Source organism: Nostoc sp. KVJ3 (assembly GCF_026127265.1).
In the GTDB taxonomy this organism is placed as follows: Bacteria; Cyanobacteriota; Cyanobacteriia; order Cyanobacteriales; family Nostocaceae; genus Nostoc.
Genome location: NZ_WWFG01000002.1, coordinates 2,003,321 through 2,017,365 on the forward strand (window position 1 = coordinate 2,003,321; position 14,045 = coordinate 2,017,365).

A 14,045-nucleotide genomic window follows, 5' to 3' on the forward strand; every position below is an offset into this window, starting at 1 on the left:
ATAATAATGAGATTTGGTCTTCGTCCCGATTCAATTTTGGAATTCCTAACTAAACTCATTTTAGTGTGAGGTCTACTGTGTCTGAAACTCTCGTATTAGATCAAATTATCAAAAATGTGCGGGTAGTTCGTCCCCATCAGGATGCAATCGAACTACTTGATTTAGGCATTAAGGATGGAAAGTTTGCTCAGATTGCTTCTAATATTAGCGCAGACACAGGCAAACAGGTATTTGATGGCAAAAACTTGCTAGGCTTTCCTGGAGTCGTGGATGCCCACATGCACGTCGGTATCTATCAACCCCTCGACAAAGATGCTGTGACTGAAACCAAAGCAGCCGCAATGGGAGGTGTGACTACCAGCCTGAATTATATTCGTACAGGGCAGTATTATCTTAACAAAGGCGGCTCCTACCGCGATTTTTTTCCAGAGGTATTAGCGTTATCCGCAGGTAATTTTTTTGTAGATTACAGCTATCACATCGCACCTATAGCTAGCCAACATATTGACGAAATACCTTTATTGTTTGAGGAATACGGTATATCTTCGTTTAAAATCTTCATGTTTTATGGTGGCTATGGGTTGCATGGTTTGTCAGACCAGCAAAATCTCTTTTTGATGATTAATAAAGAGGAAAGATACGACTTCGCCCATTTTGAATTTATTATGCGGGGTCTAACTCGCTTGATAGAAAAACATCCAGAAGCGCGAGATACTATCAGCTTGAGTTTGCACTGTGAAGTTGCAGAAATTCTCAACGCCTATACCAAAATAGTTGAAAACGATTCTAGTCTTAGCGGATTACACGCTTACAGTGCAGCGCGTCCTCCTCATTCCGAAGGTTTAGCAATTTGCATTGCTTCTTATTTGGCAAATGAAACTAACTGTGCAAATATCAATTTGTTGCACCTAAGTTCGCGTAAGGCTATGGAAGCAGCTTTGACTATGCAAACGGCTTTTCCCCATATCAATTTTCGGCGAGAAGTTACTGTCGGACATTTGCTATTAGATGTTGATACTCCTAATGGTATTTGGGCAAAAGTCAACCCTCCTATTCGCCCTCGCGCTGATGTGGAATACTTGTGGCAAGCAGTACTCAACAATCAAGTAGATTGGATAGTTAGCGACCACGCTTGCTGTTCTGCCGAACAAAAAAGAAGTAATAAAGACCCGAATAATATTTGGTTAGCAAAGTCTGGTTTTGGCGGTACAGAATATTTACTTTCTGGTGTATTGAGTGAAGGTAGCAAGCGGGGGATGTCTTACAATCAGATGGCTAAGTTGCTATCTTGGAACCCATCGCGGCGCTTTGGTCTGTTACAAAAAGGTGATATTGCTATTGGCTATGATGCTGATTTGGTGCTAGTAGACCCTAATGAAAGCTTTGTGGTCAGTGCGGCTGAGTCGGAGTCACAACAAGGTTATACACCTTTTGAAGGTGTAGAGTTAACTGGGCGAGTGAAGAGTACTTTTTTACGCGGAAATCTTATTTACAACAATGGACAAGTTTTAGGTTCTCCTACCGGACGCTATTTGAAACGTTCCCAGTCTTGAATAACTCCCTCTACATGAAAGTATTTGCAGGTTTAAAGTAGAGACAAGATTACTTCATATTTTGGCATCTATTTATTCCAACCCGAAGGATAGTACGTTTCTAATGGTGGTTCCCAGGCATGGTACGAAAGATGAGGATAGCCACCACGAATAAGAGCAAAGAATCCAGTTTCAGTGTATGCTGGGGCGTGTGTAATAAGTGGTGGACGCGAAAAATAGCAACCTGGAGTCAAGAGACCTACCTGTGTTTTCATGCTTCCCTGGAGGACAAATCCCTCTTCCGTCATAGGATGATACTCTCCAAAAGTTTCAGCAAACTGTGGTAATAATCCAATCAGCCAAGTGCTTCTTTTAATGTTACTATCGGCACGCAGGGTTTTTCTCATTGCTCCTGGAGGAAAACCTGGAGTGAGAGTTTGAGACCAAGGAATTAGATAGGAATTTAAAGAAGGTATATAATCTTGTCTTTTTGCTCCTGGTGCATCAGTTAGCGATTTTATAAAAATGGGTTCAGCGCTTGGCATCCATAGGGCTGTAGTATTTTCTTGAGTACTCCAAGCTTCCATGCAGACACCTTCAGGAATAAAGCCGTAAGTGTATTGTCCAAGATGCAGGTGTCCAATTTGCATTTGTCCACTAAGAACAAAAATTTCCATATCACAATTGAAATAACCAGAATCGCTTTTCCAGTGTTGCGTCCACTCAACAATTTCTGTAGAAGAACCGTTTTCGGTATCGAAACTCAGAATCTGTGTTTTAGCACCTCCCAAAAGACCATCAACAACCCAAGATTTCTGGGGGACATCTGCTGATTGAATAAACTCAATGTGTTTTCTGGGCATAAAACTTTTAGAGGCTGTATGTATGTATATAATTATTTACTCAGTTGTATTGCCCTATTTTGAGCAATATTAAAAGATTAAATTCTATTGGTTTTAAAAACTAGCTTATTCTAGAAAATCAATTACCACCTTTGATATTTCTTCAGGTATTTGATTCATCATACATATTGTTCCGCCTTCAATATCAATCATCTTTGCATGAGGAATTGCGGTTAAAATAAACTCTCTATTGTCTGCGTTAGCAAAACCTAGCCTTTCTAATTGTTTTACGTCTTCTATACCAGACAATATTAGAGTCGGAGACTTGATTAAACTAAATCTTGCTTCCATTCTTTGGCAGTAGTCTATGACAGCTAAAGGTGCATACCAAGGATAGCCAAAACCTTTTAAATCGTCCAAAACCCAACGATGATTTAACTCAGCAGAACCTATATAGTTTGCTCTGGCTGACCATCTTTGCATAAGATGGGAACCGTCTGCTTGGATCTTGAGATTTTCAAATTTATTGGATAAAGCTGCCTTTCCGTCTTCGCTAAAGTTATCGATGTTGCATAATATAATTTTTGCGACTCTCTCAGGATAAGCTGCTGCAACTTCTGCTGCTACACAAGCACCTGTATGGTTCCCAAGAATACTTGTGGTTTTTATTCCTAATTCATCTAGCAGTAAAATAACAGTTTTTGCGTAATCTTCAATTGAATACATTCGGGGTGGTTTATCTGAATCTCCTAATCCTAAAAAATCCATAGCGATAATTAGTCTTTTTTGAGCAAAGATTGGTATCAACTCACGAAATTCGTCACTACTTCTGAAGTTTTGATGAAGTAAAAAAAGTGGTTCTCCTTCGCCACCAATACGATAAAGAATTTGTCCATCTTCTGTGTCTAAAAAAGCTCGTTTGATTGGTTTGTTCATAAGACCCTGATAAATTCATTTAACTTATTCAGCAAATTACCTTTTCTGTGCTACAGTTTGTAACCATTCAATTAGGGGTCTTAAGGTTCCTGGCAATGCTGACTCACTGACAGTCACCGTATGCTGCTTGCCGTTATCTTCCACTGTTAACTTATACTGAAAGCGATCGCTCTGAGGATTTGGCGAAGTAATTAGTTCAGGTAGCCGAAATAAATCTGCAACTTCCACCAGTCGGGGAAGTGTCGCAGCTTCATGAGGCGGGAGAGTGTCTGTATCAACGATTGTCTTCTTGCTGATTCCAGCAAAGCCGCCTGTACGTTCAAATGATACTCGCATTTTTTTGCTCTCCGTTGTGTTATTTAATTGGGATAAAAATACTTAAACTGGAAGATGATACTTCTCACCTTCCACTTTAACAACAACAAATAACAGATTTATCAGTCCTGAGTATTGAGTGAGGTAGTGGAAGGTATGGACTATTTATTCCTAACTCTGTAGAGACGCGATGAATCGCGTCTCTACTAAATAACTCCTACCTTTTGCCAAGCATTCTGCACAGCTTTTTGCTCATCACTACCATTACCATAGAGTTCGCCAGCAACTTGAATGGTGACGTTTGCAGCTTTTTTAAAATCTGCTTGAGCATTTAAGCGATCGCGTAAAGTTATATACCATATTTTGCCAGCTTTTTCCCAAGCATAGCCACCAATCGCAACAGCCGCTAAATAAAACGCATGGTTAGGAATTCCTGAGTTGATATGCACCCCACCGTTATCATCAGTACCTGTATATTTATCCTTGACATGGCCTGGTTGAGGATCTTTACCCAATACTGGATCGTCATAAGCTGTTCCCGGTGCTTTCATGGAGCGCAGCGCAGTACCTTTGACAGTCGGTACTAAAAGACCTTGCCCAATCAGCCAATCTGCCTCTTGTGCAGTCTGATTTTTGATCTTCTGTTTCACCAGAGAACCGAAGACATCAGAAAAGGATTCATTCAGTGCCCCCGGTTCACCATAGTACTGTAAACCTGCTTCATACTGGGTTATACCATGAGTTAACTCATGTCCAATCACATCAATTGATGTCGTGAAGCGTTGAAACAGTTCTCCGTCGCCATCACCATAAACCATTTGGTCGCCGTTCCAAAAGGCATTGTCATATTTAACGCCATAATGCACGGTGGAGTCTAAACGTAGTCCTTTGTCATCAACGGAATTGCGATCGAATATCTCATGAAATAAGTCATAAGTAGCACCAGCAGCATCGTAGGCTTCATTCACTGCTGCATCACTGCTTGGTGGATCTCCCTCACCGCGCACCAATGTACCCGGAAGTTGCTGTCCATATTTTGCATCGTAGATGGTACGGCGCTTCTCACCCGGAGAAGGTGCAAATGAGACATTACCTACGACATTTCTCCGTCCTAGAAATTGTGCTGAAATATTTAATGTATGAAAAGCCCAAGTACGCTGCTGGGGATTGCCATTCACCACGACATTTTTAAGCATGTGAGGTGGGACGATACAACAAACTGGGCATCTAGAGTCAAGTAGATGTTCATAGTTGAATCCGGCTGATTTCTTTTTATTTCGAGCCATCCAAGATATTCTCCTTTTAAAACTGAGTGATTCTTACAGGGGCTTTAACTCGACTGGAAAAAGTAGAAAAACGCATCCAAATCACGTATCCCTGTTTTCTTTTCTGAATAAAATTTTCTACTCTGTATTTTCGGATAAGTCTGTAAAGGATTGATAGTACCCTCACGGGTACTTCTGACGGGGAAATATTACATCAAAACACAAGGACAGCTTAGAGGATGTTTGAAAAGTCCTATTGTTTGTAGCAAAAAGTTTTAGATACCCCTAAATCCCCCTTAAAAAAGGGGACTTTAAGAAGTTTCCCCCCCTTTTTTAAGCTACGGTGTACACACATCTCTGTAAAAACCCAAAATCGTTGGAGATCCCCCTAAATCCCCCTTAAAAAGGGGGACTTTAAGAGACTTTTGCCCCCCTTTTTAAGGGGGGTTGGGGGGATCAAAAGCCTATGAGGCCACTCTCAAAGACTTGTGTGTACACCGTAGCCTTTTTAAGGGGGGCTAGGGGGGATCAATAGGTGCTTAAAATCACAGCTAACCACTTTTCAAACAACCTCTTAGATACCGCAAGTTTCAGCCCAAATCTTTGCGTGAATTTGCAAGACCTCCTTTACAGACTCAAAGCGTTTATATATTAGTTCTTATCAAGGGAAATAATGTTATTTATTGCTGTTTTGTTACCATAAGGCTACTAATCCTTATAGAAATAACCTCACTCAACTATTTTTCAGGGGTAATCACAAACGATTACAGTATGACGCAAGTAAGCAAACCATTAAGAGGTTGTTTGAAAAGTAGTGAAGTGTGATTTTAGGCACTAATTGATCCCCCCTAACCCCCTTTTTAAGGGCTACCGTGTACACATAAGTCGGATTACCCCCTTAATCCCCCCTTATAAAGGGGGGAAATATTAAATCCAGTTCCCTCCCCAATACATACGGGGAGGGTTAGGGTGGGGTAAAACCCAGGTTAGTAAGCCATTTTAGACTTGTGTATACACCGGAGCTTTTTAAGGGGGGAACCGGAATCAAAGTCCCCCTTTTTAAGGGGGATTTAGGGGGATCTCCAAGGGTTAGGCGTATAAAAAAACTTTTCAAACAACCTCTAAAAGCTACGAAAATTTTTCAAGCTGGTTTAGTCTAGCGTGAAAATATGAGCTTCAATCCTCTGAGTCTCCAGTCTCGTATGTCGCTACAATCACCTGTGCTTCCCGCAGAACGCGATCGCCCCATAAATAACCCCGAACTACTTCCTGAGTCACAGTATTGGCTGTAACATCTGCTTTTGATTCACGTCCTACAGCATACATCGTCTGGGAGTCAAAGGGTTTTCCCAAGGCGGCAATAGGAACAACACGTCTTTGTCGTAGTACTTCTAAAAGCGATCGCCTAATTAACTCCACTCCCTGCTGATTGCTAGTTAAAATTTCGCTAAGAGATTCTGATGATGGTGATTTTTCAGACAGTGTTAACTGAGATTCTTTGCCAGTAAACCACTGTACTATTTTCTCCCACAAGCTTTTTTGTGTTGCTGATTTTGAGTTTGAAGTAATAGATAATACTTCTAGTTCTTGTTGCCAATAAATACAAGCCCGATCTAAAGCATCCACAATACCCAGTAAATCTTTTAGTAGTTTCTCCTGCTGCTGCTCAAATTGTCCCCATGCCTGTTTTTGACTTTCTTCCAGACGTATTTGCAGCTGTTTTTTATCTGCACGAGTTACTTCCAATGCTTGCACCAAAGCATCTTGTGTAGAACGCAATAATTTACCCTGTTGCTTAACTTCATGGCGTAGAGCAGTCCATTCTGCCACCATTTGATAGGGATCAAAGGAATTCACCGATGATGGTTCTTCACCCAAATATTCAGGGGGTAGTTGTTCTGAGTGCAAATAATCTAGAAATTTGGCAAATAAAGCTTCTTTGTCATTAGTCATTTGTCATTACTGGTTAGCGGATTTGAGGAAAATCAGTAGCGACTCAATACGCTTCGGTTAAGGTTTTTTGATAAAAATTCTAGATCCAAAGACGCGATTTATCGCCGTCTCTTGCCTTAGAGGAATGTTTGAAAAGTCCTTTTCTTAGTAGCAAAACGTTTTAGATCCCCCTAAATCCCCCGATAAATTGGGGGACTTTGATTCCAGTTCCCCCCTTTTTAAGGCTACGGTGTACACACAAGTCTTTGAGAGTGGTCTCATAGGCTTTTGATTCCCCCAACCCCCCTTAAAAAGGGGGGCAAAAGTCTCTTAAAGTCCCCCTTTTTAAGGGGGATTTAGGGGGATCTCCAACGATTTTGGGTTTCTACAGAGATGTGTGTACACCGTAGCTTTTTAAGGGGGGTTAGGGGGGATCAACAAGTGCCTAAAATCACAGCTAAATACTTTTCAAAGAAACTCTTAACCGTACAGTATTGAGAGCAACTAACAATTAAAATTTAAAATGTGGCACGAATTAAATCATCTAAGCTAACTTCTAGTTGAGCGAGACCTTTTTCTCGCACCTGTTTTAATATCTCTGGATTCAGTTCTGCTTCTAGGGGACGGAATTTCAAGAAATCCTCATCTTGACCTGTCTCTCCTTTACGAAGTGCCTCGTAAGCGACTCGAATTGCCTTAAACTCTTCTGGATAAGTATGAGCCGGGAATTCACGTAGCTTGGCATGATACGCCGCTTTAATTTGGGCGCTTGTTGCTCCTGATAAAATTCCTAAGCGTTCGTAGTGGTCAGCCATAAATAAATTCCTAATTCACAATTTTGTCTGTTAAAACAATTCTTAAAAACCTCCTTTTCTTCTACCCTTTCGTTTTTTGGACGATAAGTTTCTAAATATCAAGTCTAGGTCTGCTTCCTCTTCATCTTCATCATCTTCATCTGAGAAGTCAGGCATACTGTTTAACATCATTTGCTTGAGTTCTGGAAGCATCCGTTCAAATTCTGCTTTGGGCATTTTACTGCCAAATAACTTTTGAAGCATTCTTTCTAATAACTCATCAATATTTGACATATCCAGATTGTCAAATTTCTCTGGATCTGGCATTATGCTGGTCGTTTCTTGAGCGGAGAGAAAAGCCTGTTCTTCTCGAAATGCTTGTAATGCTTTGGCATCTTGTAAGCGGCGGGCTAATTCAAATCCCTGTTGCTTTAATTGTTCATAGTTTGGGCGATCGACGTGGTAGGTAGTGGCTCTAGCTAATAGCAATAAAGGATTTTGAGGTTCCCGACCTAGTGCTTCTTCTAGTGCAGGTATAAGGGTTGCAATCTGACCAAAACGGCGCACCTGAAGTTGAATATTTGCCAGAGCATTTCCTGGCTGGGGCATGGTGTCGAGGTAGGTACGTAGAGGAACCTCTAGTTTTTGGGGACTACCTTCTTTGACAGCTAAGACAACAAGATGAGCAACTCGCGCTTCTAGGTGTTCTGTTGATAGGTTGAATAACTTTTGAACATACTGATTTGTTAAAGCGGCGATGCCTTTTTCACGTTTGGCGAAGAGGTGGATAGAAAGAGCGATCGCCTGTAATACAGAAATTTGTTCTTCACCAGGTAATTTTTGTAGGAGAGTGTCCCAGGCTTCCACTGCTGCTTTTTGGTGTAATGAAACTCGACCGCCGGAATTAGGCGGACTTTGGACTGCATTCACGAATATCTGACAAGCAAGTATGGCAGGATCTTTTTTATCTCCTGTCTGCACCAGACGGCTAAAGAAGGGATAGCTTAAGGTAGATAAAGCATCTACCCAAGGCAATCTTTCTACTTCCGTTTCAATACTCAGGTCGCCAAAGTGCTTGCCAAATTTGCGCCGAGTTTCATTGCGTGCTTGTTTATCACCTACTTCCTCGTAGCATCTCATCAAAATACTGTAAACCGGGTCATACCGACATCCACTTTCTAGGGCTTGGGTAAGTAGTGCGATCGCTTCAGAATAATTTTCCTCCATTGCCGCAAATAGTCCCTTGCGCCCCAGTAATTCTGGTGATGTCGGATAGATACGTTCTGCTTGTTGCAAAGCTCCTAAAGCGGCGCGCTCGCGATCTATTGCCATGTAAGCATCCGCCATCCAGCAGTGGAGATGCGCTAAGGTCGGTTTCAATCGTTGTGAAGGCCATTCTTGAGGTTTTTGTTTTGCTTCCTGGTCTAACCACTTCAACAAACGGGTTAACAGACGTGGGCGTTCTTCATCGGAATCATTAGCATCCAAAACTTCTAAAAGATTGATTGCCAACTGGGGATTAAAGGGCTGCTCTGTCAACAAAAGCTGCCAAAATAGTTCAGCACAGTTTAGTTGTCCTTCATTCAGTGCTTGTTGTCCGGCTAGGGTAAACAGCAGTGGACGCAGACTTTCTAGTTCGGGGAAACGTGTGGAACGCCGCTCGATCTTCAACAGCAGATGTGCGGCTTCATGGCGATCGCCTTGGTCAATCAGTTGCAGCATTTGCAACGCTGTTAATGCCTCTTGGGTAATTTTATCTCCTGTTTTTTGCAGATTTCTAGATTGTAAAAGTTGTTGTCCCGTTTTTCCATGTTGGAAAATTGCCAATCGTTCTAAAATTGGATGCTCCAAATACTTTGGTTTGCCATAGAGCATCAAACCTGATGATTTCAATCCCAAAATATTAGCGGCAGCATCCCAATTCCCGCTAACTTGTTGAGTGTAGACAATCCAAGCTATTGGCAAGTCTCCATCGGTGATGGCTCGCTTAATTTTCTGAAAAGATGTCAAAGCTGTTTCTGGCTGCCCATTTTTGAGCGCCAAAACACCTCGTACCCAGTGGAGTTGAGCAGCGCTAAAGCGCTTGGATTGTTCGTTAATTAACTGCTCAACTCTGGCGGTGTCCCCTTTAAGTAACAAGAGTTTTAGGTAACAGATGCTGTACTCTTTCGATAGAGTCCCTGCCTCAAAAGCATTTCTGAGCAAATTCAGCGCCGCATCTAGTTGCTTCAACTCCAGCAAACATCTCGCTTGCCAGTAGTGAACTTCTCCAACTAAACCAAATTCTAGAGCGCGGACAAAGGATTTTTCTGCCTGTTTAAAATCTTGTTTTTGGAATTCTTGCTGACCCCGTAGCAACCAAATCTCTGATTCTTTGGGAGTAAATTCAATATCGGGGTGCGATCGCTGATTTTTTTTGATTTCTTCCAATGCTTGCCGATATTTTTTCTGTTTCAGCAATTCTTGCAGTTGCATCTGGAAAGAGTTTTCAGCAACTTTTGTCTCTGTGCTAGAGACTTGTTGTTGTGAGCTTTGTTTGGACTGATGTTTAGCCACTGGGCTTTCTTCCTAATTTCTTTTTGATTTTCACCCTGATAGTTAAGGGTGGCTCCAACTACTCTCTTAGTTTCAATATGATTAGGCCGTTCGCATAAATTTTACAAGCCATTCTGGTCAGTAAACTTGATTGCACGTTTTCTATTCGCTGTTGGTAGTGAACCACACATATTTTACCGTTATGGGAACCGTAAGTAACAAATTGTCAATATTATTCCGCTTAAGATTTTCATAGCCTTTCGTTAACATACCGTCAATAAATTGAGAATCAATCATCTCAGTCAAGTTCCGGCATTGTACTTACGGAGGACAAATGAGCAAATATTTAAAATTTTATGGAATAAACAAAACATTTCAGTGGCTATGGCAGACCTTGAGACATAAGTTAATCATGCGCCTATCCATTGTGGTGCTAGTGACTTTTTTCTTCAGCTTAACTGTACATTCCATAGTGGCTGGAACAGTATCAAGCCCACCCCGCCCCAAAGTGATTTTGATTTCCCTGGATGGCGCAACACCAGATTTTGTAGAACGGTATCTGAAAAAAGGTGTGCTGAGTCCAAAACAGGGATTGGGACTGCTGAAGAGCCACGGAGTGTACGCAGAGCGAAACATAACCTGTAGTGCATCTCTGACAGCCGCTTGTCATATAGCAATTGGCACAGGTTCAACTGCTGCTCGCAATGACATTAACTCTAATACATTCCACTTGGTTGCTAGTCCATTTACTTCTAATATCAGTGGTTTTGGCGCTCCCATTGGTGGTTATTCAACCATTGGCCCGGCTCCTAGTATCCAACCTACTGCTGAACCATTGTGGATTGGACTCCAACGCAATGGTAAGAAAGTGGTTGCGGCTACCTTTCCCGGCGCAGATGGAGTTGATGTGCAAGTACCAGGTTTAGCTAATAGCCCAATTGTTGATCCTGCAAGCAGAAGAACTGTAGCTTACACAGTTCCCTTTGGTGTTTTTGGTGGGGTAGGTGCAAGTGGTTTTAGTTTAACCGCCGCTAACTTTAGTCCAGCTTCTAGCCAAATAGTTAGTCAAATTAATAATGCGGGAAGAGTTTCCTACAGCCCGATCCAGCAAGCTGCTTTAAGCGATCGCTTTACTGTTGGTGGTGTTAGCTATGATATCCAAGTTGCAGCACTGGATACAACCAACGATCGCCACAGCAACTATGATACCCTAGTCTTTTTCGATGCTCAAATCGGCATCCCAGCCGGGCCTTTCAGTTTACCAGCAACTGGCCCTGCATATATCAGAGCGTGCGATCGGCGCTCTAGTTTATTTTATTTCGAGGGTAGTTCCAATCAGGCAGGAACAGCATTTTACGTCAGCAATCTTGCCCCTGACCTCAGTACTGTTCGCATTGCCCGTTATTCTGCCAATGCCCTTCCTCGAAATCCGGCAGTACAAACTAGTGTTGATGACATCCTGAGCAACGTTGGCTTTTGGGCCCCCAGGCTGATTTTCGGATTCCAGAACGCCTCAGCCCCGGATTTACATCTTTCCCCGACACTGAACTAGAGGCCATTTACGAAGACCAAGTTCAACTATTTGTAGACTATCAAACCAGACTGGCATTGAGAGCAATCAACCAAAATCCCAATGCAGATTTAGTTATGGTTTACATCGAGCAACCAGATGGCTCGGAACACCAGTTTCTTTTAACTGATTCCCGTCAGCCTAGTGACCCCACAAATCCATTGTCCATTGGCTCAGGACAAGCTCAAGCCAAAGTCGCTCGATATAGAAGCTATGTACAGACTGCTTATCGGGCTGCTAACAATGCTGTACAACGTATTATTAACGCAGTGGGTACAAATCGCCAAGGTAGACCCAATAGCAACATTCTAGTAGTTTCAGATCACGGTTTTTCTGCCTTCCACACAGCAGTCAACCTCAACAACTACCTGAAAAGTAGAGGTTTTGACTTAACTAAAGTCCGAGCCGTAACATCAGGGCCAGCAGCTAATATTTATATCAATCTTCAAGGGCGTGAACCCAACGGTGTTGTCACTCGCGCTGAATATGCAACTCTGCAACGACAAATCATCACTGCTTTGCAGGAATTAGCTGATTCCAATCCTAACTACGTCCGGGGAAGACGACAAGCAATTATTGATAAGATATACCCTCGTCCGTTGCCAGCTGATTTGAACGATCCAAAATTTGGATTGGGTACAAGCGAATTTGTTGGTCAAGATACTGGTGATGTCTTTGCAATTATGAAGGAGGGATATAACTTTGACGGGACGCAAAATCCAGTTGTAACTCGTTTAGGAGACACCGATAACTCCGTTTTTTCCCTGCCCAATTTCTATGGAGCGCATGGCTACGATCCTAAAATACCTAATCTCAGTGCCATTTTCTATGCCGCAGGCCCCGACATCAATCGTCGTGGTAATATCGGTACAATTCGCAATATTGATATAGCCCCAACTATCAACAGCTTACTAGGTGTTCCCTCTGCCTCAACGGTTCAGGGACAAGCCCTCAATCTCAGAAACTTTCACTGGTACGAGCGGTAATATCATGTCCGGTTAAACACTTGTCATTGCGTAGGCGGAGCCTACGCAATGACATAAATATTTTTGCATACGCACTTATATATGCTGTGCAGCGATCGCAAAGTAAACTTCTTGCAACAAGCAATTTTTTAGGAGTTGAAAAGTCAGATTTCTCTCTTCCTAATCCCCACTCCTCAACAAATAAATCAGCGCCTCCACTAAAGCTTGATTTTGTTCATCAGTGCCAACAGTAATCCGTAATTTATCATCTAGTCCAGGTTGCTTGAAGTAGCGGATTAAAATTCCCCGTTCCTTCAGTTTTTGATAGAGATATTCCGCGTTTCTTTGTGGAGGCTGTGCCAGCAAAAAGTTAGCTTGAGAATCCCAAATATGAAAATCTAATTGTTTTAAGTCTGTTGCTAGCTGATTTCGCGATGCTTTAATCTTTGCCACACAAGCATTTTTATAAGTTTGGTCAGTAATAGCAGCCGTGCCAATTGCACAAGCGATCGCATCAATGTTATAGCTATCCTTCACCTTAAACAATCCCTGCAACAGTTTGGGATTCGCCACCCCAAATCCTAGACGCAATCCAGCCAGCGAATACCCTTTAGATAGAGTCCGAATTACAATTACGTTTTCGTATTCCTTAACCAAAGCCAATGCATTCTCTTCGGTAAAATCTACATAAGCTTCGTCAATTACCAAAACTCCAGATAACTGACTGGCTAATTTTCGCAGATCGTTTGTTGTTACCAGATGCCCTGATGGACTATTAGGCGACGCAATAAATGTGACAGAACCATCAACAGCAACTAATTCTTCCAAAGGTAAACTGTAGTCATCGCTGTAGGGAATCTCAACAATTTCCGCGGCTTGCATTTCTGTTAATGTACGATACAGCACGTAAGTCGGCATCGGATAAACTACCTTCTTCCCAGGTTCAGCACAGGCTCGAATGATTACGCTCAACAATTCATCGCTGCCATTTCCGACAACGATCCAATCACTAGGAACTCCTAAAACCTCACTTGCAGCTTGCCGGAACTCTCCCCCAAATGGTTCTGGATAGCGCCGCAACCATTCTCCGTCAATATTATGTAGCACAGCTAATGCCGCAGGGGAAGGGGGATAAGGGTTCTCGTTACTATTGAGTTTAATAATCTGTGTACCGCGTTGAGGCTGCTCACCGGGGACATAGCTAGCCATTGCATTAACATTGGAGCGAAAGTAGTTACTCATAGGACATTGAGTGTGTATCTTAAGCAAATTTCAACCCACAGTTTCTGACAATAAAAATCAGTTTGTCGATCGTAATCTACAGAATTACCAGGGTACGTTAGAGGCTGTTTGAAAAGT

Annotated in this window: 11 protein-coding genes; 3 read left to right on the plus strand and 8 right to left on the minus strand. The window is 42.2% G+C overall.

The annotated features are described in order from the left end of the window. Window positions 1–77: 77 nt before the first annotated feature. A complete protein-coding gene (locus GTQ43_RS24605; RefSeq protein ID WP_265275330.1) occupies window positions 78–1,553 on the plus strand; it encodes an amidohydrolase family protein in 1,476 nt (491 codons plus the stop codon). Between the two features lie 68 nt (window positions 1,554–1,621). Here the strand turns inward: GTQ43_RS24605 and GTQ43_RS24610 are convergent, their stop codons facing one another. From GTQ43_RS24610 to GTQ43_RS24640, 7 genes are all read right to left on the minus strand, one after another. Then, window positions 1,622–2,395: a DUF4437 domain-containing protein gene (locus GTQ43_RS24610; protein WP_265275331.1), complete on the minus strand. Its 774-nt coding sequence runs from the start codon at window positions 2,393–2,395 to the stop codon at window positions 1,622–1,624. Window positions 2,396–2,500: 105 nt separating this feature from the next. Further along, on the minus strand, window positions 2,501–3,310 hold the full coding sequence (locus GTQ43_RS24615; protein WP_265275332.1) for an alpha/beta fold hydrolase: 810 nt from the start codon (window positions 3,308–3,310) through the stop codon (window positions 2,501–2,503). 36 nt (window positions 3,311–3,346) lie between these two features. Continuing rightward, a complete protein-coding gene (locus GTQ43_RS24620; protein WP_265275333.1) occupies window positions 3,347–3,646 on the minus strand; it encodes a protealysin inhibitor emfourin in 300 nt (99 codons plus the stop codon). Window positions 3,647–3,831: 185 nt separating this feature from the next. Then, window positions 3,832–4,911: a M4 family metallopeptidase gene (locus GTQ43_RS24625; RefSeq protein ID WP_265275334.1), complete on the minus strand. Its 1,080-nt coding sequence runs from the start codon at window positions 4,909–4,911 to the stop codon at window positions 3,832–3,834. A 1,155-nt stretch (window positions 4,912–6,066) separates the two neighbouring features. Further along, window positions 6,067–6,843 (minus strand): nucleotide exchange factor GrpE, encoded by a 777-nt coding sequence (locus GTQ43_RS24630; RefSeq protein WP_265275335.1) that lies wholly within the window; start codon window positions 6,841–6,843, stop codon window positions 6,067–6,069. A 497-nt stretch (window positions 6,844–7,340) separates the two neighbouring features. Beyond that, window positions 7,341–7,637 carry a J domain-containing protein gene (locus GTQ43_RS24635; RefSeq protein ID WP_265275336.1) on the minus strand — a complete coding sequence of 99 codons (297 nt, stop codon included), beginning with the start codon at window positions 7,635–7,637 and terminating at the stop codon, window positions 7,341–7,343. Window positions 7,638–7,679: 42 nt separating this feature from the next. Continuing rightward, a complete protein-coding gene (locus GTQ43_RS24640; RefSeq protein ID WP_265275337.1) occupies window positions 7,680–10,172 on the minus strand; it encodes a tetratricopeptide repeat protein in 2,493 nt (830 codons plus the stop codon). 313 nt (window positions 10,173–10,485) lie between these two features. Between GTQ43_RS24640 and GTQ43_RS24645 the strand changes: the two genes are divergently transcribed. Next, on the plus strand, window positions 10,486–11,703 hold the full coding sequence (locus tag GTQ43_RS24645; RefSeq protein ID WP_265275338.1) for an alkaline phosphatase family protein: 1,218 nt from the start codon (window positions 10,486–10,488) through the stop codon (window positions 11,701–11,703). After that, window positions 11,628–12,707 (plus strand): alkaline phosphatase family protein, encoded by a 1,080-nt coding sequence (locus tag GTQ43_RS24650; protein ID WP_265275339.1) that lies wholly within the window; start codon window positions 11,628–11,630, stop codon window positions 12,705–12,707. Before GTQ43_RS24645 ends, GTQ43_RS24650 begins: the two co-directional genes overlap by 76 nt. Before the next feature lie 159 nt (window positions 12,708–12,866). On the opposite strand, the gene hisC is transcribed toward GTQ43_RS24650, so the two are convergent. After that, window positions 12,867–13,928 carry a histidinol-phosphate transaminase gene (gene hisC / locus GTQ43_RS24655; protein ID WP_265275340.1) on the minus strand — a complete coding sequence of 354 codons (1,062 nt, stop codon included), beginning with the start codon at window positions 13,926–13,928 and terminating at the stop codon, window positions 12,867–12,869. Window positions 13,929–14,045 lie beyond the last annotated feature (117 nt).